The sequence below is a fragment of the Rhodococcus oxybenzonivorans genome (genome assembly GCF_003130705.1).
Taxonomy (GTDB): domain Bacteria; phylum Actinomycetota; class Actinomycetes; order Mycobacteriales; family Mycobacteriaceae; genus Rhodococcus_F; species Rhodococcus_F oxybenzonivorans.
Window position 1 is genome coordinate 5,456,970 of record NZ_CP021354.1, and the last position, 23,216, is coordinate 5,480,185.

Annotated in this window: 17 protein-coding genes and 1 pseudogene; 12 read left to right on the top strand and 6 right to left on the bottom strand. The window is 68.2% G+C overall.

Annotation, left to right across the window (positions count from 1 at the left end; translation table 11 throughout):
- Nucleotides 1-121: 121 nt before the first annotated feature.
- Nucleotides 122-1,468: an acetyl-CoA C-acetyltransferase gene (locus tag CBI38_RS25435; protein ID WP_109333256.1), complete on the bottom strand. Its 1,347-nt coding sequence runs from the start codon at nucleotides 1,466-1,468 to the stop codon at nucleotides 122-124.
- A 131-nt stretch (nucleotides 1,469-1,599) separates the two neighbouring features.
- Here CBI38_RS25435 and CBI38_RS25440 point away from each other — a divergent pair, with 131 nt between their 5' ends.
- Together CBI38_RS25440 and CBI38_RS25445 are read left to right on the top strand one after the other, a co-directional pair.
- Complete coding sequence (locus tag CBI38_RS25440; RefSeq protein WP_109333258.1) at nucleotides 1,600-2,949, top strand: 3-oxoacyl-ACP reductase; 1,350 nt, start codon at nucleotides 1,600-1,602, stop codon at nucleotides 2,947-2,949.
- Nucleotides 2,949-3,812, top strand: coding sequence for a MaoC/PaaZ C-terminal domain-containing protein (locus CBI38_RS25445; RefSeq protein ID WP_109333260.1), 864 nt, complete (start codon nucleotides 2,949-2,951; stop codon nucleotides 3,810-3,812). The genes CBI38_RS25440 and CBI38_RS25445 overlap by 1 nt, the downstream gene beginning before the upstream one ends.
- Nucleotides 3,813-3,864: 52 nt before the next feature.
- Here CBI38_RS25445 and CBI38_RS25450 read toward each other — a convergent pair whose 3' ends face one another.
- A complete protein-coding gene (locus CBI38_RS25450) occupies nucleotides 3,865-4,464 on the bottom strand; it encodes a TetR/AcrR family transcriptional regulator (protein ID WP_109333262.1) in 600 nt (199 codons plus the stop codon).
- Nucleotides 4,465-4,650: 186 nt separating this feature from the next.
- Nucleotides 4,651-5,832, bottom strand: coding sequence for a glycoside hydrolase family 3 N-terminal domain-containing protein (locus CBI38_RS25455; RefSeq protein WP_109333264.1), 1,182 nt, complete (start codon nucleotides 5,830-5,832; stop codon nucleotides 4,651-4,653).
- Between the two features lie 116 nt (nucleotides 5,833-5,948).
- Between CBI38_RS25455 and CBI38_RS25460 the strand changes: the two genes are divergently transcribed.
- From CBI38_RS25460 to CBI38_RS40335, 4 genes are all read left to right on the top strand, one after another.
- Nucleotides 5,949-6,419, top strand: coding sequence for a universal stress protein (locus tag CBI38_RS25460; RefSeq protein WP_109333266.1), 471 nt, complete (start codon nucleotides 5,949-5,951; stop codon nucleotides 6,417-6,419).
- A 41-nt stretch (nucleotides 6,420-6,460) separates the two neighbouring features.
- Nucleotides 6,461-7,552, top strand: coding sequence for an isochorismate synthase (locus tag CBI38_RS25465; RefSeq protein ID WP_109333268.1), 1,092 nt, complete (start codon nucleotides 6,461-6,463; stop codon nucleotides 7,550-7,552).
- Nucleotides 7,553-7,693: 141 nt separating this feature from the next.
- Nucleotides 7,694-7,867, top strand: coding sequence for a DUF2613 domain-containing protein (locus CBI38_RS25470; RefSeq protein ID WP_109333270.1), 174 nt, complete (start codon nucleotides 7,694-7,696; stop codon nucleotides 7,865-7,867).
- 46 nt (nucleotides 7,868-7,913) lie between these two features.
- Nucleotides 7,914-12,233 carry an alpha-(1->3)-arabinofuranosyltransferase gene (locus CBI38_RS40335; RefSeq protein WP_109333272.1) on the top strand — a complete coding sequence of 1,440 codons (4,320 nt, stop codon included), beginning with the start codon at nucleotides 7,914-7,916 and terminating at the stop codon, nucleotides 12,231-12,233.
- A gap of 23 nt (nucleotides 12,234-12,256) precedes the next feature.
- On the opposite strand, the pseudogene CBI38_RS25480 reads toward CBI38_RS40335, so the two are convergent.
- Nucleotides 12,257-13,321 (bottom strand): annotated as a pseudogene (locus CBI38_RS25480) (acyltransferase family protein); the annotation flags it as partial.
- Between the two features lie 220 nt (nucleotides 13,322-13,541).
- Here CBI38_RS25480 and pgfA point away from each other — a divergent pair.
- On the top strand, nucleotides 13,542-14,690 hold the full coding sequence (pgfA, locus tag CBI38_RS25485) for a cell envelope lipid trafficking protein PgfA (protein ID WP_109333274.1): 1,149 nt from the start codon (nucleotides 13,542-13,544) through the stop codon (nucleotides 14,688-14,690).
- Between the two features lie 119 nt (nucleotides 14,691-14,809).
- Here pgfA and CBI38_RS25490 read toward each other — a convergent pair whose 3' ends face one another.
- Nucleotides 14,810-16,012, bottom strand: coding sequence for a polysaccharide biosynthesis protein (locus CBI38_RS25490; RefSeq protein ID WP_109333276.1), 1,203 nt, complete (start codon nucleotides 16,010-16,012; stop codon nucleotides 14,810-14,812).
- A 54-nt stretch (nucleotides 16,013-16,066) separates the two neighbouring features.
- Here CBI38_RS25490 and CBI38_RS25495 point away from each other — a divergent pair, with 54 nt between their 5' ends.
- Nucleotides 16,067-17,821 (top strand): MmpA family trehalose lipid delivery protein, encoded by a 1,755-nt coding sequence (locus CBI38_RS25495; protein ID WP_109335352.1) that lies wholly within the window; start codon nucleotides 16,067-16,069, stop codon nucleotides 17,819-17,821.
- On the opposite strand, the gene CBI38_RS25500 is transcribed toward CBI38_RS25495, so the two are convergent.
- Nucleotides 17,729-18,982: a glycosyltransferase family 4 protein gene (locus tag CBI38_RS25500; protein WP_109335353.1), complete on the bottom strand. Its 1,254-nt coding sequence runs from the start codon at nucleotides 18,980-18,982 to the stop codon at nucleotides 17,729-17,731. The two genes, CBI38_RS25495 and CBI38_RS25500, sit on opposite strands and share 93 nt — an antisense overlap.
- A 172-nt stretch (nucleotides 18,983-19,154) precedes the next feature.
- Between CBI38_RS25500 and CBI38_RS25505 the strand changes: the two genes are divergently transcribed.
- The 4 genes from CBI38_RS25505 to CBI38_RS25520 all read left to right on the top strand — a co-directional run bounded on the left by CBI38_RS25505 (nucleotide 19,155) and on the right by CBI38_RS25520 (nucleotide 23,206).
- Entirely contained in the window at nucleotides 19,155-19,910 is a 756-nt protein-coding gene (locus tag CBI38_RS25505) for a class I SAM-dependent methyltransferase (protein WP_109333278.1), read from the top strand.
- Nucleotides 19,911-19,912: 2 nt separating this feature from the next.
- Nucleotides 19,913-20,797, top strand: coding sequence for an ROK family protein (locus CBI38_RS25510; RefSeq protein ID WP_109333280.1), 885 nt, complete (start codon nucleotides 19,913-19,915; stop codon nucleotides 20,795-20,797).
- Between the two features lie 103 nt (nucleotides 20,798-20,900).
- The gene (locus CBI38_RS25515; RefSeq protein WP_109333282.1) at nucleotides 20,901-22,064 is read left to right on the top strand and encodes a phosphotransferase family protein; all 1,164 of its coding nucleotides are present in this window, start codon (nucleotides 20,901-20,903) and stop codon (nucleotides 22,062-22,064) included.
- Nucleotides 22,061-23,206, top strand: coding sequence for an Rv3169 family protein (locus CBI38_RS25520; RefSeq protein ID WP_109333284.1), 1,146 nt, complete (start codon nucleotides 22,061-22,063; stop codon nucleotides 23,204-23,206). Before CBI38_RS25515 ends, CBI38_RS25520 begins: the two co-directional genes overlap by 4 nt.
- The last annotated feature ends 10 nt before the right edge of the window (nucleotides 23,207-23,216 follow it).

The following is a 23,216-nucleotide window of genomic DNA, read 5'->3' on the forward strand; positions in this document are numbered from 1 at the left end:
CAGCGTTACACCTGCGGAGAAATATTTCGGGGATTCGACCACCCCTCGTCGCCGGATCCCTTCACCGGACGCGCGCGAACTGGCCTTTCCGATCCGACAGCTACCGGAAAGGCCAGTCGAATTACGCCTCTATGATTGCCGTCACACCCTGCCCGCCGGCGGCGCAGATCGAGATCAATCCGCGGGCCGAACCGTTGGTGCCGGCCTTCTCTCGAAGCATCTTCGCCAGCGACGCCACGATGCGCCCGCCCGTCGCCGCGAACGGGTGACCGGCCGCCAGCGACGACCCGTTGACGTTCAGCTTGCTGCGGTCGATCGAGCCGAGGGCGCCGTCGAGCCCCAGACGCTCCTTGCAGTACTCATCCGACTCGAACGCCTGCAGCGTCGCGAGAACGACGGACGCGAAGGCTTCGTGGATCTCGTAGTAGTCGAAGTCCTGCAGGGTGAGGCCGTTGCGGGCCAGCAGCCGCGGGATGGCATAGGTGGGGGCCATGAGCAGGCCGTCCTTGCCGTGGATGTAGTCGACGGACGCGGTTTCGGAGTCGACGAGGTGGGCCAGGACCGGCAACTTGCGCTCGGCCGCCCACTCCTCGCTCGACAGCAGGACCGCGGACGCTCCATCGGTGAGCGGCGTGGAGTTTCCGGCGGTCATCGTCGCATCGCCCGCCTTCACCCCGAATACCGGCTTCAGCGTGGACAGCTTCTCGACGGTGGACCCCGGACGCAGGTTGTCGTCGCGGGTGAGGCCCAGGAACGGGGTCACCAGATCGTCGAAGAATCCGCGGTCGTAGGCGGCGGCCATGTTCTTGTGGCTCGCGGCGGCCAGCTCGTCCTGGTCCTCGCGTCGAACGCCGAACTCCTTGGCAGTGATCGCCGCATGCTCGCCCATGGACAGGCCGGTCCGGGGTTCACCGTTGCGGGGGATCTCGATACCCAGCATCGACGGCCGCACGTTGGCGAGCAGCTTGATGCGATCGCCCGTGCTCTTCGCCCGGTTGAGCGACAGCAGGAACTCGCGGAGGTCGTCGTTGACGCCGATCGGTGCGTCGGACGTGGTGTCGACACCGCCACCGATACCGGCGTCGATGCGACCCGCCGCGATCGCGTCACCGACGGCGACGATCGACTGGAGGCCGGTACCGCACGCCTGTTGCAGGTCGAAGGCGGGCGTGTACGGGCTGAGCGCGCTGCCGAGCACACATTCCCGCATCAGGTTGAAGTCGCGGCTGTGCTTGAGAACGGCGCCACCCGCGACGAGTCCGAGCTTCTCGCCCTGCAGATGGAAGCGACTCACCAAGCCGTCGAGGGTCGCGGTGAACATGTCCTGGTTGGACGCCTGTGCGTACGCCTTGTCCGAGCGTGCGAACGGGATGCGATTGCCGCCGACGATGGCGACGGGACGCTGCTGCTTCCCGCCTGGCTTCGGCGTCGCGTCGGAGTTCGAATTGGTGCGAGCTTTGCTGGTCACTGACGTCTCCAAGGATCTGGTGCGATTACCTGTTGGCTACTATTCTTACTCAGGAGTAAGTTACTTGTCGACACCGCACTTCTTTTGGTGCTCGGTGACTGACCGCCAAACGACGAGAAGAAGGTAGGACCGTGGCAGCCAGCAAGGGAGCTCCCGACATCTATTCCCAGTTTCTGTCCTCCGCGCCAGGGGCGTTCATCGCCGCGAAGGCGGGCCTGCCCCGGCCCGAGAACCTGCGGCGTTACAAGCACGGCGAGCCGCCCCTCGCCGGCCCGGTGCTGATCGGGGGCAAGGGCCGCCTGGCCGAGCCGCTTCGCGCGCTGCTCTCCGATTACCCGGCCGCCTCCGCCGCCGACGACAACTTCGGCGCCCTGGTGTTCGACGCCACCGGCATCGGCCAGGTCACCGAACTCGAGCAGCTGTTCGAGTTCTTTCAGCCGGTCATCCGTAACCTCGCGCCGTCCGCTCGCGTCGTCGTCCTCGGGACCACTCCGGAAGAGACGACCGACGTCGACGAGCACGTCGCCCAGCGCGCCCTCGAAGGCTTCACCCGCAGCGTCGGCAAAGAGGTGAAGCGTGGCGCCACCGCACAACTCGTCTACGTCTCCCCGAAGGCGTCACCCGGACTCTCCGGCGTGGAGTCGACGCTCCGATTCCTGCTTTCCGCCAAGTCCGCGTTCGTCAGCGGGCAGGTTATCCGCGTCGGCGCCGAGGATTCCACCGCCCCCGCGGACTGGGACAAGCCGCTCGAGGGCAAGGTCGCCATCGTCACCGGTGCGGCGCGCGGCATCGGTGCCACCATCGCCGAGGTCCTGTCCCGCGACGGTGCGCATGTCATCTGCGCCGACATCCCGGCGGCCGGCGACGCGCTGTCCGAGACGGCCAACAAGGTCGGCGGCACGTCCCTCGCCCTGGATGTGACTGCACCTGACGCGGCCGACAAGCTCGCCGAGCACGTCCTCGAACGCCACAGCGGCGGCGCCGACATCATCGTCCACAACGCCGGTATCACCCGGGACAAGACGCTCGCCAACATGGACGAGGGCCGGTGGAACATGGTGATTGGTGTCAATCTCCTTGCACCCCAGAAGATCACCGAGTCGCTGGTCGCCAAGGGTGCACTGAAGGAAGGCGGCCGGGTGATCGACGTGTCCTCCATCGCCGGCATCGCCGGTAACCGTGGCCAGACCAACTACGGGACGTCCAAGGCCGGCGTCATCGGGCTCGTCGAAGCATCGGCACCCGTTCTGGCGGAGAAGAACATCACCATCAACGCCGTCGCACCGGGCTTCATCGAAACCGCCATGACCGCGGCCATCCCCTTCGCCACCCGCGAGGCGGGACGCCGCATGAGCTCGCTGCTGCAGGGCGGTCAGACCGTCGACGTCGCCGAGACGGTCGCGTACTTCGCCAATCCCGCGTCCAACGCCGTCACCGGACAGGTCGTCCGTGTCTGCGGCCAGAGCTTGCTGGGCGCCTGATGGCGGGCAAAGTGGTCGAACTTCCCGCGATGCCGGGCACTCTCGACATCTACGCCCGCGCCGTACGCAGCGCGCTTCCGGTCGTCGGGGCGAGCGGTGACCGTGCCCCGGACACCACACTGGCGCTCAGCGGCGTCAAAGTCGACCCCGACAACCTTGCGGCGTACGACAGGGTCACCGGCCTGCGCTTCGGCGACACCCTGCCGTTGACCTACCCGTTCACGCTGGTGTTCCCGATCGTGATGAAGCTGATGGTTTCGGACGGATTTCCGTTCCCCGCCATCGGTTCCGTCCACGCCGAGAACGTGATCGAACAGTTTCGTCCCATCTCGGTGAGTGAGCCGCTGGACGTGTCGGTGCACGCCGAGAATCTCCGCGAGCATCGCAAGGGTCTGCTGATCGACGTGGTCAGCGAGATCCGGGTGGGACGCGAACTGGTATGGCGGCAGACGTCGAGTTTCTTGCGGCAGCAGAAGACGTCGCTGTCCGGTCAGCCGGGTCCCGAACCGAAACCCGAAGAGGTGCCGCCGCCGCCCCTCCGCACGTTGCGGGTCGACCAGAAGACGATCAGCAAGTACGCCGGGGTGTCGGGCGATCGCAACCCGATTCACGTGTCGACGTTGGGCGCCAAGGCCTTCGGCTTCCCGAAGACCATCGCGCACGGCATGTGGAGTGCGGCCGCCGTGCTCGGCTCCGTGGAGGGCCGGATTCCCGAGGCCGTCACCTACAGCGTGCGCTTCGGCAAGCCCATCCTGTTGCCGGCCACACTGAATGTCTACGCCGACCATACGGGTGAAGGCTGGGAGTTGTCGCTCAAGCACCCGAAGAAGGGGTATCCACACCTCACGGCGACGCTGCGCTGACGAGTACGAACGGGACGTTGGTTCGATCTGACCGAACCGACGTCCCGTTCGTTCAGTCGGACTTCTTCTTGCCGGCGAGACCCCGCCACGCCAGCGACTCCAGCAGGTCGGCCGCCGCGTGCACCTCGACCTCGCCGCCGGCCACCCGGTCGGCGACTGCCTCACCGGCACCGACCAGGGCGATGGCGATGAGTTCGAAGTCCTGGCCCGGATCCGGGTCCTTGGTGCTGGACTGCAGCAGGTGCGCGGTCAATTCGATCAACCGGTCGCGGCTCGACTGCACCGATCCCACGAACGCTTGCTGACCCATCGCCTGCCGGTAGAGCACCATCCACGACTTGCGGTGCGCTCCGACGAAGCCGAGAAAGCCCTCGAGTGCCCGGCGCAGCTGCTCACGCGGGCTGAGTCCGGGATCTCCCGCCGGCGCGAGCGCCTCGACGAAACGCAGACCCTCACGTTGAATGCATGCGGCGAACAACTCGTCCTTGGACCCGTAATACAGGTAGAGCATCGGCTTGGAGATTGCCGCCTTGGCGGCGATCGCGTCCATCGAGGTCTCGTGAAAGCCCCTGTCGGAGAAGACATCGACGGCCGCATCCAGCATCTGCTGCTCGCGCACTGCGCGAGGCAATCGCTTGGTGCCGCCGGCCATTCGTCCTCCAATAATCGTCGAACCCGCTATCTTACTCTACGGTAAGAAAAGGGGCCCCACCTGGCGAACGAACTTCTACGCAGCCACGGATCAGGGCACACTGTACTGGCCGCTCACCCGGGACACTCCGGGAGGGCCGGGTTCAAGCCGACCCTTGCACGCCGACCCGAAGCCTGTGGGCACCCACTAGCAGGGCAAGGCACCCTTCGCCCGCGCCACGGTCAGCACCGCGTCGTCGACCCGTTGCTGCGGCAACTTACCCGAGGCCACAACGCTTTCGAGGTGGTCGAGCACACGCGGGACGTCGTCCGTGGTGAGCCAGAGCGCGATGTCGACGCCGGACGCCAGTGACGTCTCGACTGCCTCGGTGATGTCGTAGCGGTCGGTGATCGCCTGCATACCGCTGAGGTCGTCGGTGAAAATCGGACCCGTGAACGGAGGGGCGCCGTAGCCGGTGCCGCCGCGCAGCAGGGCTACGGCGTCGGGACTGATGCTGGCCGGAATGCCGGGCGCGGTCAGTCCCGGCACCTCGAGGTGGCCCAGCATGACACCGACGCCCGTGGTGACGAGGTCGCGATACGGAACCAGATCGTAGGTCTGCAGCTGCTCGAGCGGCGGAGTGGTGACTGCTCCGGTGTGCGAGTCGCCCGAGGCCGACCCGTGACCGGGGAAGTGCTTGATCACCGGCAGAATTCCGGCGTCGCGCATGCCGCGGGCGTACGCGTCGGCGTACCGGGTGACGACGGCCGGATTGTCGGAATAGGAGCGGTCACCGATCACACTGTCGTCGGGCTGGGAGCTCACATCGACGTCGGGCGCGAAGTTGACGGTCACTCCGAGATCCTTCAGCCCGCGCCCCCGCTCCAGAGCCATCCGATAGGTCTCTTCCTCGGTCATGGTGGCTGCGGTCTGCCGCGCGGAGGGGTCCGGTCCGAGCAGGTCCTCGACACGCGACACGCGCCCGCCCTCCTCGTCGATGGTCACCATCAGTGGCAGCGCGGAAGCCGACGCCACCTGCGGAACCTCCCGGCCGGCGAGCATGGCCTCATCGGTCCAGCTGCCGATGAAGATGCCACCCACCTGCTCGTTCCGCACCACCTGAACAGCGTCGGCGGTCCCCGTCACGCCGACGTTCAGCAACTGAGCGAGCTTGCGCCGCAACGGCAAAGACTGCAGGAAGTTCGTTTCGCACGACACCGGCGCGGCAGTGGGCACATCGGTATGCGAGGCCGGCTCCGCCGTGGTCGGGGACGACGGTGTCGAGGACGGTGCCGTCGAGGACGACGGCGCGGCAGTGTCGCCGCCCGAGGAGCACCCGGCGACCAGGCCGGTACAGGCGACGAGCGCGAGGGCATACTTGATCCGCATGCCCCCGACGGTAGCCCAGTGACCCGATTCGCCGTCCCGGCCACTCCGAATCTCCTGTCAAGACCGGCGCTCTTGGTAATCTGGTGGGCGAAAGGTCCCTTTCCCAGGAGGTCGTCGTGCCTGCAGGTCTGATGTTGATCGCTTACGACGGATCCGACAACGCCAAGCGCGCCGTGCAGTGCGCGGGCCGCTTTCTCGCGTCCAATCGCGCTGTGCTGGTGACGGTATGGGAACCGATGGTCCGTCAGGCCGCACGCATGTCGGGACTGTCGGGGGTGATGCAGCCCGAGTGGGTTCCCGACGAGGAGACCGAGGACGTCGCCTTCTCGGACGCCAAGGTCACCAACGCCGAAGGTATCGAACTCGCCGAGGCCGCCGGATTGACCACGCAAGGCCGAACCATCGAATGCACCACCACGATCTGGACAGCAATCGTCGAGACCGCCGACGAACTCGGAGTGGACATCATCGTCACGGGGACCCGGGGTACGACGGGACTGCGGTCCCTGCTGCAGAGCAGCGTCGCCGATCACGTGCTGCGGCACAGTCACCGTCCCGTGCTGATCGTGCCGCCCTGCGGCAAGTGATCGGATGAGGGCTGCGCCGGCCGACTACTGTCGGCAGCACCATGGACGGCTTCCTCCTCTCCCGCGCCGACCGGACGTTACGCACGGTCGGCGCCCGCAGTAGATACGACTCCGCGTCGGCGGCGATCACCGCGCTCGCCGACGGTGACACCGAACTCGTCGTGGGCGCACTGCCCTTCGATCCCGCCCGTCCGGCTGCGCTAACCGCTCCCGCCTGGTCGGAAGTCACGAGCGGCCCGTGGCGGCCCCCTCGCGTGGAGCGCCTCCCGGCCGTCCGCGTGGCTCGGCAGGTACCCGAGCCGGCTGAACACGTAGCCCGGGTCGGTGCTCTCGTCGACCGCCTGCGGAGCGGCGCGCTGGGAAAGGTGGTGGCCGCGCGCAGTGTCGTCCTGGCGTCGGAGACACCGGTCGATCCGGAGGCGTTGGCGGCGCGGCTGATTCAGTCGAACCCCCTGGCCAACGGGTTCGCCGTCGACCTCACGTCGGCCGGAGACGGTTTTCGCGGCCACAGCCTGGTCGGTGCGAGCCCCGAAATGTTGATCAGCCGTCGCGGCCGCTCGATCACTTGCCGTCCCCTCGCCGGGACCGCGCCGCGGCGCACCGATCCCGGCGCCGATGAACGCGAAGGTCGCGGGCTCCTGGACTCGACGAAGAACCTGGCCGAGCATGCGTTCGTCACCGCCTGGATCGAGGAGGTCCTCGCCCCGCTGTGCACAGAGCTGAGTGTTCCCGAGGCACCCATCCTGACGAGCACTCATGAGGTGTGGCATCTCGCGACACCGATCCGGGGGCTGTTGCGGGATCCGGCGACCGACGCACTCACTCTTGCGACACTGCTGCATCCCACCCCGGCCGTGTGCGGCACCCCTTCCGACCTGGCGCTGGCCGCCATTCGCGAGGTAGAAGGGGAACGGCGGTTCTACGGCGGCGCCGTCGGATGGTGCGACGCGCAGGGAGACGGCGACTGGGTGGTAGCCATCCGCTGCGCCGAGATCACCGCCGACGGCCTCGAGGTGCTTGCGACCGCGGGCGGCGGCATCGTCGCCGGATCGGACCCTCGATCCGAGCTGGACGAGACGACCGCCAAGCTCCGCACCCTCCTGGGAGCGCTCGGCGTGGTCGCCGCAGACTGACGCCGCCACTCGCACTCGCCCGGACCTGCGGGAAAGGCACCAATGACCAGCCAGACGGGCCGCGAGTGATACCTTGGCCCGAGCAATTCGTACGCGGCGGTAAGTCGCGCGCGTCGATGGCACGACGGTGGGAGATGTGAGATGGCGAAGTTCCTGGTGCCCGGTGTGATCAGCGCTGCGGCCGGTGTCGTTCTCGGCGCTGTGGCGACTTTCGGCATCACGGCAGCCGCACAGGACAACACCCGCCCCGAGATCGACCGGAGCGGCAACGCAGACTCCTCACTGCTGAACCAGGTTGAGTACGGCAGCCGCTGAGAGCGCCGGCTTCGCGAGTTCCCGCACTACCTCCGAGCCGGTGGCCATGTCGTCCATGGCCCCCTCGGGGGAGCCTCTGTCCCGACGGTGGTTGTTCGGCGCCTCTGTCGTAGCGTTCTTTCTCTCGTTTCTGCAAACTCCCGGCCGGCTCGCGGCCGACACCAAATATGACCTCACCCAGAATCCGATCGGATTCCTGGAACGGGCTGCACATCAGTGGAGCAGCCAGGCGCCGATGGGCCAGGTCCAGAACCAGGCCTACGGGTACTTCTTTCCGCACGGTGCCTTCTTCGCGCTCGGCGACGTCCTCAGCATTCCTCCCTGGATAACCCAACGCGTGTGGTGGGCCCTGCTGCTCGTGGCCGGGTTCTGGGGCATCGTCCGTCTCGCGGAGGCCCTCGGCGTCGGGAGTCGCTCCTCGCGGGTCATCGCCGGAATCGCCTTCGCATTCTCCCCGCGCGTCCTCACCACCCTCGGCTCGATCTCCTCGGAAACTCTGCCGATGATGCTGGCCCCGTGGGTTCTGCTGCCGCTCGTCGTGGCGTTCGGCAATCCGAGTCCCGCAGTCCGCTGCCCGCTACTGTCGCGTTCACCTGCGCGGCTGGCGGCACAATCGGCGCTGGCTGTGGCGCTGATGGGTGCGGTGAATGCCGTCGCGACCGTCGCAGCGTGCCTGGTGGCGGGCCTCTGGTGGATATCGCACCGGCCCAACCGGCGCTGGTGGACGTTCACCGTGTGGTGGTTTCCGTTTCTCGCACTCGCCACCCTGTGGTGGATCGTCCCCCTCCTGCTCCTTGGGAAGGTGAGCCCGCCGTTCCTCGACTACATCGAATCGTCCGGGGTGACCACCCAGTGGACCTCGCTCGCCGAGATCCTCCGCGGCACCGACAGCTGGACGCCGTTCGTCTCCCCCGAGCGCATCGCCGGTGCCGTCCTCGTCACCCAGCCCGCCGCGGTTGCCGCCACCGGAGTCATCGCGGCGGCCGGGCTGGCGGGACTGTGCATGCGCGCGATGCCTGCGCGCGGACGCCTCGTGCTCATCCTGTTCGTCGGCGTCACCGGACTGGCCGCCGGCTACATCGGTGAACTCGGATCTCCCGTCGCGGAACAGGTACGTCTGTTCCTCGACTCCACCGGCGCTCCGCTGCGCAACGTGCACAAGCTCGAGCCGCTCGTGCGGCTACCGCTGGTCCTCGGACTCGCTCATCTGCTCGCCCAGGTGCCCTTGCCGGGTTCGGTCCCGGCGGTACGGTGGCGCCGCGCGCTCGCTCATCCCGAACGCGAACCGATGGTCGCGGTCACCAGCCTGGTCCTCGTCGCCCTGACGCTCGCCACCTCCCTGGCCTGGACGGGGAAACTCGCACCGCGCGGGACCTATCCGGAAGTGCCCGACTACTGGCAGCAGGCCGCGACCTGGCTCGAGCACAACGCCGGCGGAACGAGCCCGGACGGGTCCGACGCCGAGCGAGCACTCGTCGTACCGGGTGCGCCTTTCGGCAGTCAGGTGTGGGGGCTCACCCGCGACGAACCGATCCAGGCGCTGGCAACCACACCGTGGGCGTCCCGCGACGCGGTCCCGCTCACCCCGCCCGGCACGATCCGCGCGATGGACTCGGTCCAGCGCCTCATCACCGACGGCCGCCCGTCGGACGGTCTGGCCCCGACGTTGCTCGGCCAGGGCATCCACTACCTGGTACTCCGCAACGATCTCGATCCCGACACGTCGCGGTCGACGCGACCGATCATGGCCCACCAAGCGGTCACCGGCTCACCCGGTCTGACCCGGGTGGCCGAATTCGGCGAGGACATCGGGCCCGGCGAGGTGGACGGCCTCGTGATCGACAGCGATCTCCGGCCCCGGTATCCGGCCATCGAGATCTTCGCGGTGTCGATGCCGGACGGCTCCCCGGCGACGAGCGGGCCGTACACCGCCGACCTCGACGACGTCCCGCTCGTACAGGGTGGCCCGGAGTCGCTGCAGCGCCTGCGCGAGAACGGGACCCTTCCCGGGGCGGGGCCGGTGCTCCTCGCGGCCGATGCCCAGCAGGCCGGGTTGCCGGTGCAAGACGTCACCGTCACCGACACTCCCCGGAACCGCGAGACGGATTACGGTCAGGTCGACAACCACAGCTCGGCGCTGCGGTCCCCGGAGGACGCGCGCCGCACCCACAACCTCGTACCCGACTATTCGGTGGCCGATACACCGCTGGTCGAGGGCAAGTGGGAAGGTGCCCGGCTCAGCGTGTCCAGTGCCGCGTCCGACGCCACACAGCTAGGCGGAACCTCACCTGCCAGCAGTGCCGCCGCGACCGTGGACGGTGACCCCGCGACGGGCTGGTTCAGCAACGGCATCGAGCGGGCGCTCGGCCAGTGGCTTCAGATCGACTTCGACACTCCTCCGACGAGCTCCCTGCTGCAGATCACAACGAGCCCGGCGGCCATCGGCGCTCCCGTCCGCTGGATGGAGGTGTCCACGCCCAACGGCAGCACCGCCGTCAAGGTGGATGCACCCGGGAAGCCGATCACGGTGTCCGTCCCGGGCGGCGACACTCCGTGGGTGCGCATCACCGCTACCCGCACCGAGAACGGTTCCGCCGGAACTCAATTCGGGATCAGCGAGGTGTCGGTGCAGGATTTTTCCCGCCGCGACGCACCACCCGTGACCGTCCCCATCCGATACCGCACGGTGCTGCCTCCCACCCCCGACGGCGCGTCGGTGTCCGGGTGGAACCTCACCCAGGAGTTGCCCGGCCGCAATGCCTGCGCCGAGGCCCCCGACCGTGTCCGCTGCAGCAACGCCTTCGCGCTGCCACCGGAAGAGGCCGGCACTTTCCAGCGCACCTTGTCGGTGCCCGCCCCCACCGCCGTCACACCGCAACTCACAGTGCGGGCACGCCACGGCGCCGCGCTCGAAGAGCTTCTGACCCGCCCGGACCGACCGACTGCGCACGGCACGAGCAACATCGGCGATCTCCGCGGATCCGCCTTCGCCGCCACCGACGGTGACCCGCGGACCAGCTGGTCGGCCATGCAGGACACCACCAGCGGCAAAGGGGCGAAACCCAGCCTCACCCTTCGCCTTCCGGAGCCCACACTCGTCACGGGCCTCGAGCTGACCCCCAGCGCAGGAGCCATACCCGCCGCTCCGACGACGGTCGCCGTCGACCTCGGCGACGGCCCTCAAGTCCGAGACGTCGGCGACGATCTCACCGTCGCCGTGGAACCCCGCGTGACGGATCGGATCATGCTCAGCCTGGTGTCCTGGCAGGACGTTCTCGATCAGAACGCCCTCGGCTTCGCGCAGCTGCAACCCGCGGGGCTCGCCGAGGTCGGGGTGCTGGGTGCGGACGGCGCCCTGCTGCCGGGGTCGGGCCCCAGCGACGACTCCGGTGACCACCCCGTCTCGGTGCCCTGCGAGGAGGGCCCGGTGATCTCGGTCGCCGGACGCCTCGTGCGCACGAGCATCTCCACCACCGCGGAACAGTTGCTGTCGGGTGACCCCGTGCCGGCCACGCTGTGCGATTCCCCTGCCCCTGTTCCGCTCGCCGCCGGCGCGCAGGACGTTTTCGTGCAACCCGGGTCGGCCTTCTTCGTCGACGATCTCCGCCTCGACGCGGGGACGGGCGCGCGTGCGGTGCCCACCGAACAGATGTCGACCACCGCCTGGACGGAGAATCATCGAGAACTTGCCGTTTCCCGGTCGGAGTCCGATCGCCTGGTCGTCGTCCCCGAGAGCACCAATGTCGGCTGGATCGCCACCGCACCGGACGGACGCGAACTTGCCCCCGTCGTCGTCGACGGGTGGCAGCAGGGATGGATCCTGCCGGCCGGAACAGAGGGCACCGTCACCCTCGACTTCCCCACCGACCGCTGGTACCGCCTGGGCATCTTCGGCGGGCTGCTGCTCCTCGTACCGCTGATCGCGGCGGCATGCCTGCCTCGGCGCGCACGGGAAGCTGTCCGAGACCTCGGCGCCGCGCCGAGGACGTGGGGCAGCGCGACAGCCGGATGGCTGGGACTTCTCGTGGCGTCGACGGTGATCGCCGGACCGGTCGGCGGCGCGACAACCATCCTGCTGACCGCGCTCGCCGCCGGCCTGATTCGCCTACGCGGATCTGCCACCACGGCAAGGGTTCTCGTCGGCGTAGCAGGTGCCTCCACGATGCTCGGGGTGGCGATGCTCTCCACGGGACCGTGGCGTGCGCCCGGTGGATACGTGGGGCACTCGTTCCTCGTTCAGTTCCCGGTGCTGGTGGCGTTGATCGCCGCCGGACTCGCCGTGCTGCCCGTCGGTGGCTCCGCGACCGCGCGGCGGGTGTTCCACCGGATGACCGCGCGCCGTGCAGGCTCCTCCACCAGCGCGTAGCTGGCCGAGGCCACCGCAATACTGAGCACCGCGGTGAGGATCAGTACGTAGACGAAGTGCCCGGCGAACGGCACGAGACCGAACACCGGAAAGACGATCGAGAGCACCGCCAGGTGCCAGATGAAGATTCCGTACGACCAACGGCCGACGGCCAGAGCAACGGGACTGGCCAGGAATCGGTGCCGCGACGTGTCGGACAACACCAGCGGAGCCATCAGCGCGAAGCTCATCACGGCACCGAGAGCCATCTTGATGGCGTATTGCCACGGTTCGGGTCGTACCAGCCCCTCCGGCCCGGCGAGCTCGGTGGTGGTGAGACCGAAGGCGACCGCCGCGACGAGGAACATCGCGACCCGGTGCCGTGCCCAGCGGTGCATCCGCCCGGGTGGGCACACCGACAACTCGGCCAGCACCATCCCCGCGCCGAACCACGGCAGGTATCCGGGCAACCAATTGTCGTGATGGATGCCCTCCGGCGCCGGGATGGGTAGGAAGGCCCACGTCAGGCTCACCGCGATGAGTGCCGTGATCGCGGGGATCCGCAGTCGGGCGGCCGAGCCCCGCAGTCGGACCAACGCGAAGGCCAGAAGGGGAAGCACCAGATAGAACGCCACCTCCACCGACAGGCTCCACATCTGGGTGAGCCCGTCCGTGAGGGTCAGCGGCACGAACACCTGCACGAGACCGAGATTGGCCCACCAGGTGCGGAAACTCGCGTGCGCGGTGGGGAGGAAAGTCAGGACGACCGCCACCGCGACCCAGTAGGCGGGCAGGATGCGTGTCGCCCGTGACAACCAGTACCGCACCATTCCCTGCGCGGGTCCCAAGCCCCGCGCGGCCCCGGCGTGCCCGCGCCACAACAAGAACCCCGACAGCGCGAAGAACACAGCCACCGCCAGATCGAACCGTCCCCAGATCCGACCCAAAACCGCGGTGTGCGTCGCTCCTGTCTGGAAGGCGACATGCGTCACCAGCACACCGAGAGCGGCGAGCCCACGCATTCCCTCGAGGGCGGGAATGAACCCTCGAGGTGTGTCGCGGGTCTCGGCGGGCACCGGCGCCTCCGAGGTCGGAACTGAACTGGTCATCAACAACAGTGTGCCTGGTCCCGGCCTCGAGACGGAAAACTGCGCCCGTGTCACTTCGCTGGAGAAGCGCCGGTGCGTTTACTATCCGATGGGGCAGATGGGCCTTCGGGACTGTTAGTGTTTTGCCTCACGTGGTGTCGATGTGGGCTCCATGCGATCCGTGCAGCCATGCTGCCGGTGGGGGAATCTCAATCGACAGAATTGGGTTAGGAGAGACAGCATGGCGGAGCGCTCAGGGCCGAGCCGGATACTTGCTTGCATTCTGGTGGGCCTCGGTGCCTTCCTCTTGGCCGTCGCCATACTCATTCCCACCTACACGGTGGGCAAGTTGGAGAAGACGCCGTTGGACCTCGAAGTGACGACGATTGCCGAAGGCTCCGGCAGCGTACTCAATTCGCAGGCTCTCCTCGCAGGCAAGGCCGAAGTAAACACGAACGTTCCACTGGTGTCACAGCGCTACGTCACCACCGAAGACCCCGCGAACGCGGACGTCGTCACTCTCCAGGCGGGGCAGACGCTGCGGCGCACCGACAAGCAGGGCGACACCGGCCTGCTGTCCGCGATCGTCGACCGCAACACCGTCGACCGCCAGACGTCGATGCCGACGAACGACCCGGTCGGCACCATCCAGACGCAGCCCAACCAGCCTGCCGAGGAAGTTCCGCGCGACGGACTGCAGTACAAGTTCCCGTTCAACGCGGAGCAGAAGAGCTACCCCTACTTCGACCTCAGCGCTCGCGCCACGCAGGACATCAACTTCGTCGAGGAGACGGAGATCAACGGCCTGAAGGTGTACCACTACAACCAGACCATCGAGCCGGTCGATCTGTCGAAGGTGGTCAACTCGCCCACCAACAAGCTGACCCTGCCCGCCGAAGCCTGGGGCGTCCCCGGCGGCACGCTGCCCGTCACCATGACGCGCTGGTACACCAACGTCCGCGACCTGTGGGTCGAGCCCGAAACCGGTGTCGTCGTCAAGGGCCAGGAGCAGCTGCACCAGTACTACGCCCGCAACAAGGCCCGGCCCGAAATCGACGTCCTGAAGGTCGAACTGCCCTTCAACGAGGAGACCATCGAGTACCAGGTCCAGCAGGCCCGTGACGGAATGGACAAGATCAGCACCTTCGGGCGCACCGTCCCGATCATCGCGGGCATCCTCGGACTCATCGCACTGATCGCGGGCATCATCCTCGGACTCCGCGGCGGCAAGGGCCCGCAGCCGGCCCGGACCACCGGCGGAGGCGTACCCCCCGCGGAAGGTGGACGCCACTATGAGGGTTCGGACGCGCCGACGGAACAGCACGACTGGACCACGGACAAGACCGAAGAAATTCCGGTCGCCGATCCGCGCAGGTACGACCAGCGGTAGAGCAGTCCACCCGGACACCACGTAGACACGACGAAGGGGACCTCGGAATAACCGGGGTCCCTTCGTCGTGTCTGCGGCCGGTGGGCTGGGTGCCGCACGAAGCGATCCGAGCGAGCGACCTAGACCGCTACCGCGTGCCGGGCGCTCCGGACCGCGAGAACGCTTGCGACCATCGCGGTGCTCGCCGCAACGGTGACGGCCACACCGATGAACTGACCAACGGTGGAGGCGAGGGTGAGCATGCCGGCCATCTCGACGGCGAAGCCGATCCAGGCGATGACTGCCAGGTACGTCCGCTCCCCGGCGATGGCGGACAGCAAGGCGCCTTGGAGCACCGCCAGGCAGGCCCCCTGGAGGGCGAACAGCCACAGCAGTGACTGCACCGGCTGGTACGCCTCGCCGACGAGGAGTGGGACCAGCGGGGCGCTCACTGCGACGACCGCGACCAAAACGGCGCCGAGGCCGACCAGGACGGCGATCGCCGATCGGACTGCCTGCACGGAGTGTGCTGGGCTGGCCATCCGGGGATACAGCACCACACCGACCGCCTGTGGAAGCCAGAACGCGGCTTTGGTCGCGACTGCGCCGAGGGCGTAGAGACCGGCGTCGTCGTTGCTGAGGACTATTCGGGCGAGGACGAGGTCCATCGACGACAACGCGATCAGCGCCAACTGCACCTGCGACGCCTTCAGGACGGCTGCGACTCCGATGGGCGTGCTCGTCGCCCCGGCCGGGTCCGGGTCGGCGAACACGCGCGCGGCCAGCGCGACGACCCCCGTTCCGACTGCACTGGCGGCGAGCGCGAATCCCGGACCGCCGCCCACGGCGAGGACCACGACGGCGGGGGCCACCTTCGCTATCCCGGCGCCGGCGAGGACGATGCTGAGGGGACCGAAACGCGCGGCGCCCTGCAGGAGTCCCTGTTCGGTGGCGAGCAGGACCAGCACCGGCGCGGTGATCAACGCGGAGACGGTGGCGAGCATGCCCGTCTCCAAAGCCCATGCAACGGCGGGTGCGAGGAGAAGCGCCGCGATTCCGACGATGACGGCGCATCGATAGCCGAGTTGACGCACCGCGTGCGCACCCCTGCCCCTGACTACTTCGCGCGCGACGACGGTCTGCAGCGCGAGCGCAGGCACGGCCAGAACCAGCTGGGCGGCCAGCAGGCTCGCGAATTCGCCGTAACCGGCAGGCCCGAGCCAGCGGCTGGCCGGAAGATGCAGCAGGTAGGACGCCACGTTCGCGACCATCGACCCGGCCGTCACCATGGTCACTCCGGCGACTGCCGAGGTGGTGAGGCTCTGGCGGGTCATGCGCCCCATGATGCACTACGCGGCGAACGAGCCGAGCCGATGTACCACGTATCGTGGCCGCTCATGACCGCCCGGAGCCGAACACTGTCCGTTCCGGCGGGCTACAGCCTGGTCTTGGCCGCACTGATTCTCGGCCCTCTTTTCGGTCCCGGATATCTGCTGCTGCGTGACGCGGTGAGCACACCACGCTCGTATCCGACGGATTCGGCGTTGGGTCTGACGGATGCCGCGGCGCGCGCGGTACCGCAGGACGCTCTGATCGCGGCGTTGAGCACGATCGTCGACGGTGGGCTGGTGGTGAAGGCGGCCTTGTTCCTCTCCCTCTGGGCCGCCGGCTGGGGCGCGGCCCGGATGGTTCGCGCCGTGCTGCCCACGGCAGGGCTCGGCTCCCAGCTGGTGGGTTCGACGGTGATGCTGTGGAACCCGTACGTAGCCGAGCGACTACTCCAAGGTCATTGGAGCCTGCTGGCCGGGTATGCGGCGCTGCCGTGGACGGTGTGTGCCGCGCTCGCCATTCGCCGGGGTCGCCGGTCGGGCTGGTTCGCGCTCGCCGCCTGCTTCGCGGCAGCAGGCCTCACCCCGACCGGTGTGATGCTCGCGGCAGTGACGGCGCTGGCGGTCCTGGTGGTTCCGGGTGGGCGACCGTCTGCGCTGTGGAGGTCGGCCGGTGTGTTGGTGCTGTTCGGTCTCGCGAGCGCGCCCTGGCTCGCGGCCACCGCGCTCTCCACGGGAGGTGCCGACAGCTCCGACCCCGCCGGGGTCGCGGCGTTCGCGGCGCGCGCCGAGCCGGGACTCGCGACAGTGGGCAGCCTGCTCGGACTCGGCGGGGTGTGGAACGACGCTGCCGTTCCGAACAGTCGCATGACGCTGTTCGCCCTGGTAGGAACCGTGATGTTGCTCGCCGTGGTCCTCTGTGGGGTACCGGCGTTGTGGCGGCGACGTCGCCATCCCGTGGTGAAGGCCCTGGCGGTCCTCGCCGTGGCGGCGGTAGTGATGCCGACGATCGGCGCCACGCCCTGGGGTCTCGACCTCGGCCGGTGGGCGGTGCAGAACGTGCCCGGCGCCGGCCTGTTCCGGGACGGTCAGAAGTGGGTGGCCGCGGCGGCACCGCTCTACGTTCTGGCCGCGGCCGCGGCGGTGCTGCGACGCCCCGCCCTCTGGTCGGTGTCGGCCGCCCTGATCGTGGTGCTAGCCCTGCCCGACCTCGTATGGGGTGTGGGCGGCGCGCTCCGGCCGGTTCGGTACCCCCAATCATGGGAGCAGGTGACGTCCCGGCTCGAGGCCCAACCGGACAGCGGCGACGTCGCGGTCCTGCCCACCGGCATGTTCCGCCGGTTCCCGTACAGCGGGGAGGCGGCCGTCCTGGACCCGGCGCCCCGCCTGCTGCCCGTGGACGTCCTGCAGTCGGGCGAACTGGTGGTGGACGGGCGTGCCGTCGCAGGCGAGGGTTCCCGCGCGCAGAAGGTGGAACGGGTCCTCCAGGGCGGGGGTTCGCCCTCGGATCTGGCGTCGCTCGGCGTGCGCTGGGTGCTCGTCGAGCGCGACACGCCCGGGCCACACGGGCAATCCGCGAAAACATTGGCGGCGCTGCAACCGTTGTTCTCGGACGAGCATCTCGCGTTGTATCGAGTGGACGGCGACGTGACGGCCCGGGAAGCGACCGCGCAGATGCGGGCGACGGTGATCGCAGCACACGCGCTGTGGGCAGCGCTGCTGATCGGGGGACTACTCGGCGCCGGCGTGTTCGAGGCCCTGAAGCGCACGGAGCGTGCGGTCCCGCGCCTCCGGACGCGGCAGCACCGGCGACACCAGTCCTGAGGTCCGCAGACCTGCGGCGGTACCGGCGAGCACCTCGTGTACACCGTTGCCGGTCTGCTCCCAGGAGAATTCTCCCGCACGCACACGTGCCTTCTCACCGAGAACCATGCGGGTCTCCGCGTCGAGGAGCAACGCACTGACGGCCGCCGTGAGGTCGCCGACGTCGGCGGTGGCGGCGTCGATGCCGCCGACGAGGACCCCGGTCACGCCGTCGACGATCGAATCCGTCAGGCCCTTGGAGCTGCGGTAACCGACGGTCGGAACACCGTGCTGCGCAGCCTCGATCACCGCGAGACCCCATCCCTCCTTACGGGAAGGCATTACGTGCACCCACGACTGTGACAGCAGTTCGTGTTTGCGCGACTCGTCCACGTGGCCGTGGAAGGTGACTGCGTGACCGATGCCGAGTTCGTGGGCACGGTCTCGGAGGTTCTGTTCCCACCAGCCGCCGCCGATGACGTCCAGGTGCAAGTCGGCGATCGTAGGCCGCAGCGCCGCAACAGCTTCCAGGGCGTCCTCGATCTGCTTGTGCGGGACGAGACGCGAGAGGACACACACGCTCGGGTGGCCGGTCCGGGTTTGCGCGGAGCCGACCGCGACGCCGACGGGAATGTCGTCGGCACCGTTGCGCACGACGGCGATCCGTTCGCGCTCGACACCGAGTTCGACCAGTTCGTCGGCCGAGGGCAGCGACACGGTGAGGTACTGGTTGTCGCGGTGAGTACGCGGGGACAGTCGCGATTCCACCCACCAGCCGATCTTGCCGACCAGCCTTCCTGCGACCGGCCACTGCTCGCGGTGGCAGTGATGCACCAGCAGCGTCACCGGTGCACCCGCGACGGTGCGGGAGAAGAAGGGGATGCCGTTCTGGGTATCGATGACAGCGTCCGGCCGGATTCCCTTGAGGGGTCCGAACCCGAGCCGGCCTGCCGCAATGGCCGCCAGTGCGCGCGGGTAGACGCTGTACCGACCGCCCGCGCGACTGATCTCGATACCGTCGACCGTCTCTTTCCTGGGCGCGCCCCGGTAACCGGCGGTCCGCAGAGTCACCTTGATTCCCCGCGCGGCGAGCTGCGCCCCGACCTGCTCGAGATACCGCTCACTGCCTCCACCCTGCGGGTGCCCGGTGTCTCGCCAGCAGAGCAGCAGAACCTCGTGCACGTTCATGAACTCCTGTGGTCGGTGCGGCTCTTTCTCGGTCCGAGGCGGGGTTGCCGCTCGATAGTCCTCGAACACCCTATCGGTCGTACTGGGTCGAGCGTTGCAGCGTCGCGCACGATTGCCGTCCGCTGGGCCCCAGTCGCTAAGGTTCTTATCCGTGACGACGCCACCCGTGACCCGACGATTCGGTCGACGGGCGACCTTGAAGCGGTCGTTCGGGCTGCTGAGCGACTTCCGGCACGAGCAGACCGCGCCCGACCTGTTCTACGGGGCACTGGCCCGCGATTCGGTCGAGCTCATCGGCGACCTGTACTGCGGACTCACCGACCAGGACCTCACCGGAACCACGGTGCTCGACGTGGGCGGCGGGCCGGGCTACTTCGCCGATGTCTTCCTGGAGGCCGGTGCCCGGTACGTCCCGGTGGAGCCCGACCCGTCGGAGATGCACGCAGCCGGTCTGACCGTGGGTGGGGCCATCCGCGGTTCGGGGCTCGCGTTGCCGTTCCGCACGTCCTCGGTGGACATCTGTTTCTCGTCCAATGTGGCCGAGCACGTCAGCACACCGTGGGCGATGGCCGACGAGATGGTCCGGGTCACGAAACCCGGCGGCCTGATCGTCTTGTCGTACACGTTGTGGTGGGGACCGTTCGGCGGGCACGAGACCGGCCCGTGGCATGCGCTGGGTGGCGAATATGCCGCCCGCCGGTACGCCCGCAAGACCGGTCGTGAACCCAAGAACCGCTACGGCGTGTCGTTGTTCAAAGTCGGTGCCACCGAAGGTCTTCGGTGGGCCGAACGTACCACCGACGCCGAGCTTCTCGCAGCCTTTCCTCGTTACCATCCGCGGTGGGCGTGGTGGATGGTGCGGGTCCCGGGGCTGCGCGAATTCCTGGTGAGCAATCTCGTCCTCGTGCTGAAGAAGCGCTGACCGTGGCCCGCCTGGCGCTCGATATCGGCGGCACCAAGATCGCCGCGGGACTGGTCGGAGAAGGCGGCACCGTCCCGGAACCGTCGATCACCCCGACCCCCGCGTCCGGTGTCTGGGACGCGTGCGCCACGCTGTTGCGCGAAGTCGCGGCCGACGCCACGATCACCTCCGTCGGCATCGCCTGCGCGGGACCGGTCGACTCGACGAGCGGTCGTGTCTCCCCCATCAACATCGACGAGTGGTCGGCCGGGTTCGGCCTGGTCGACGCCGTCCGCGACCTCTTCCCCGCCGCGCGGACGCGGCTCGCCATGGACGGCGCCGCAGCGGCCCTCGGCGAGCATCGCCACGGAGCCGGGCGCGGAACGTCGGATCTCGTCTCCCTGGTGGTCTCGACGGGCATCGGCGGCGGTGTGGTTCTCGGCGGACGTATCGCGACCGGGCGTACCGGAAACGCCGGACACATCGGTCACCTGGTGGTTCCGGGTGGCACCGAGGCCTGCACCTGCGGCGGCGTCGGCTGCCTCGAAACGGTGGCGAGCGGTCCCGCGGCCGTGCGGTGGGCGCGTTCGCAGGGCTGGCACGGTACGACGGGCATCGACATCGCGGCATCGGCCGTGTCGGGCGATCCTGTGGCCGTCACAGCACTCGACCGCGCGGGCACCGCCCTGGGCGTGGCCATCGCCTCCGCCGCGGCGTTGCTCGATATCGACCTCGCCGTCGTCGGCGGCGGTTTCGCCCAGGCCGGTCCGGCGCTGTGGCAGCCGCTGCGCGCGGCCGCCGCCCGGCACGCCCGCTTGACGTTCGTCTCGGATCTGCGCGTCGTACCCGCGGAGTTGGGCGCCACCGGAACGCTCGTCGGGGCCGGAGTTCTCGCGCTCGACAGCTGACGCCCGTCGATCCGGGCGACAGTTCTCCCCTTCTATTCCGAAATTCTGTAACGTGTTCTAGTGTTCAGGGTCACACCACGTTCAGTCGAGGAGGAGGTGACTCGTGAGCACGAGCGCTGCCCGATCTGCCGACGACTCCACCCATCAGTCCGAGGTCGCCCGACCCAGCAGCTCCAAGCGCGACCCCGAGATCCTGCGCGAACGGCTCGAGCGTTGGCTGTCCGCCCAGCTGCCCGTCGGCACCGTCGCCGAGGTCACGCACGTCCACCTTCCCGACGCCAACGGAATGTCCAGCGAAACCATCCTGTTCGACGCCGTGTGGTCGGGCGAACGACATCCGCTGGTCGCCCGGGTAGCCCCGGCCGACAGCACCATGCCCGTCTTCCCCCGCTACGACCTCGACAACCAGTTCCAGGTCATGGCCCAGGTCCGCGAACATTCGTCGGTCCCTGTCCCGGTCGTCTACTGGTCCGAGACGAATCCGGAACCACTCGGTGCGCCGTTCTTCGTCATGGCCCGGGTCTCCGGCCAGGTCCCGCCGGACGTGATGCCGTACAACTTCGGGTCCTGGGTGACCGAGGCGACCGACGCCCAGCGCGCACGACTCCAGCACACCTCGGTGGAGGTGCTCGCGAAACTGCACGACATCGACCGCCCGTGGGACCGGTTCGATTTCCTGCGGCTCCCCAATGCCGGCCCGACGGCCGCCGAGTCCCTCGCCGCGCACATCCGCCAGCAGCGTGAGTACTACGAGTGGACCACCCTGTCGGGGCCGCGGTCCCCGCTGATCGAGCGCAGCTTCGCCTGGCTCGAGCAGAACCGCCCCGACGATTCGTCACCCGCCGTCTTCTGCTGGGGAGACGCCCGCATCGGCAACATCATGTACGAAGATTTCCGGCCGGTGGCGGTACTCGACTGGGAGATGGCCACACTCGGACCACGTGAACTCGACCTCGGATGGATGGCGTACCTGCATCGGTTCTTCGAAGACATTGCCGAAGTCGCAGGCCTGGGCGGTCTGCCCGGCTTCCTGCGTGTCGACGACATCGCCGCGACCTACGACGAACTGACGGGCCACGCTCCCCGCAACCTCGAGTACTACACCGTGTACGCGGCGCTACGGCAGGCCACCATCATGCTGCGAATCCAGACCCGCGCCATCCACTTCGGGCAAGCCGTCGCACCGGAAGACCCCGACGACATGATCATGCACCGAGCCTCGCTCGAAGCGATGCTCGACGGAACGTACGGGGAGAAGCTCCGATGAACGCAGACTTCGCGGGCAATCCGCTGTCACCGATGGACGACTACCCGGTGCATCAGGTGGCCGAGCCGATCCGCCGGGCGGGGACGTCCGATCGGAATTTCTACGACCGGTATTACTTCAATTGTTACCCGTCGACCGAGACGGATCTGTTCCTCATCGTCGGTCTCGGCCAGTACCCCAATCTCGGTGTGGCGGACGCGTTCGCGGTGCTACGCCGCGGTGACGACCACATCGTCGTGCGCGGTTCCAGGGCCCTCGGTGCCGACCGCTCCGACACCACTGTCGGCCCCTTCCGCGTCGAGGTTCTCGAGGGCCTGCAACGACTGCGGATCGTGCTCGAACCCGGCGAGTACGACCTCTCGTTCGACCTCACCTTCGACGCCGCCGTCCCCGCGACGCTCGAGCCACGACATTTCCGCCGCCAGCTCGAACGGGTCACCTTCGACACCAGCCGTTTCGTCCAGACCGGTACCTGGACAGGCGAGCTGACGATCGACGGCGCACCCCGAACGGTCACGCCGGACAGCTGGCGCGGCAACCGCGACCGGTCGTGGGGAGTACGCCCGGTCGGCGAATCCGAGCCGCCCGGCAGACGCGCCGTGGATGGTATCCAGAACTTCTTCTGGATCTACTCGGTCATGCAGTTCGACGACTACTCGATCTGCGTGGTGCTGCAAGAAGACGAACGCGGCAGACGCATCGTCGAAGAGGCGGTCCGCATCTGGCCCGACGACGGTCGTGAGCCCGAATGGCTCGGCAGGCCCGAGCACGAGCTGAAATTCGAGCCCGGCACCCGGGACGTGACCGCGGCTTCACTCACCTTCCACCGGCCCGGGCGTGAGACCGTCAGTGTCACCTGCGAATTCCTGGTTTCGAATTACATCGGGATCGGCACCGGCTACGGGCTCGAAGCCGATTGGCGGCATGGGATGTGGCAGGGCGAACTGGTGGTTCAAGGGCTGCGCAAGCAGGCGTCCGAGATCGAGCCGGGACTGCGCATGTTCTGCCCCGTCGACAATCTGACCCGCTTCCGTCTGGACGACGGTGGCGACACCGTGGTGGGCACGGGACTCTTCGAAGTCGCGGCGATCGGCCCACACGCACGTTATGGATTCGACAGTTTCACCGACACCGCTCGCTGACCGGGTGGGC

Coding starts and splice junctions, on each gene's coding strand:
- CBI38_RS25470 (WP_109333270.1), top strand. CDS start 7,694: ATGGCGAAGTTCCTGGTGCCCGGTGTGATCAGCGCTGCGGCCGGTGTC.
- CBI38_RS25455 (WP_109333264.1), bottom strand. CDS start 5,832: ATGCGGATCAAGTATGCCCTCGCGCTCGTCGCCTGTACCGGCCTGGTC.
- CBI38_RS25490 (WP_109333276.1), bottom strand. CDS start 16,012: ATGGGGCGCATGACCCGCCAGAGCCTCACCACCTCGGCAGTCGCCGGA.
- pgfA (WP_109333274.1), top strand. CDS start 13,542: ATGGCGGAGCGCTCAGGGCCGAGCCGGATACTTGCTTGCATTCTGGTG.
- CBI38_RS25495 (WP_109335352.1), top strand. CDS start 16,067: ATGACCGCCCGGAGCCGAACACTGTCCGTTCCGGCGGGCTACAGCCTG.
- CBI38_RS25465 (WP_109333268.1), top strand. CDS start 6,461: ATGGACGGCTTCCTCCTCTCCCGCGCCGACCGGACGTTACGCACGGTC.
- CBI38_RS25450 (WP_109333262.1), bottom strand. CDS start 4,464: ATGGCCGGCGGCACCAAGCGATTGCCTCGCGCAGTGCGCGAGCAGCAG.
- CBI38_RS40335 (WP_109333272.1), top strand. CDS start 7,914: ATGTCGTCCATGGCCCCCTCGGGGGAGCCTCTGTCCCGACGGTGGTTG.
- CBI38_RS25445 (WP_109333260.1), top strand. CDS start 2,949: ATGGCGGGCAAAGTGGTCGAACTTCCCGCGATGCCGGGCACTCTCGAC.
- CBI38_RS25520 (WP_109333284.1), top strand. CDS start 22,061: ATGAACGCAGACTTCGCGGGCAATCCGCTGTCACCGATGGACGACTAC.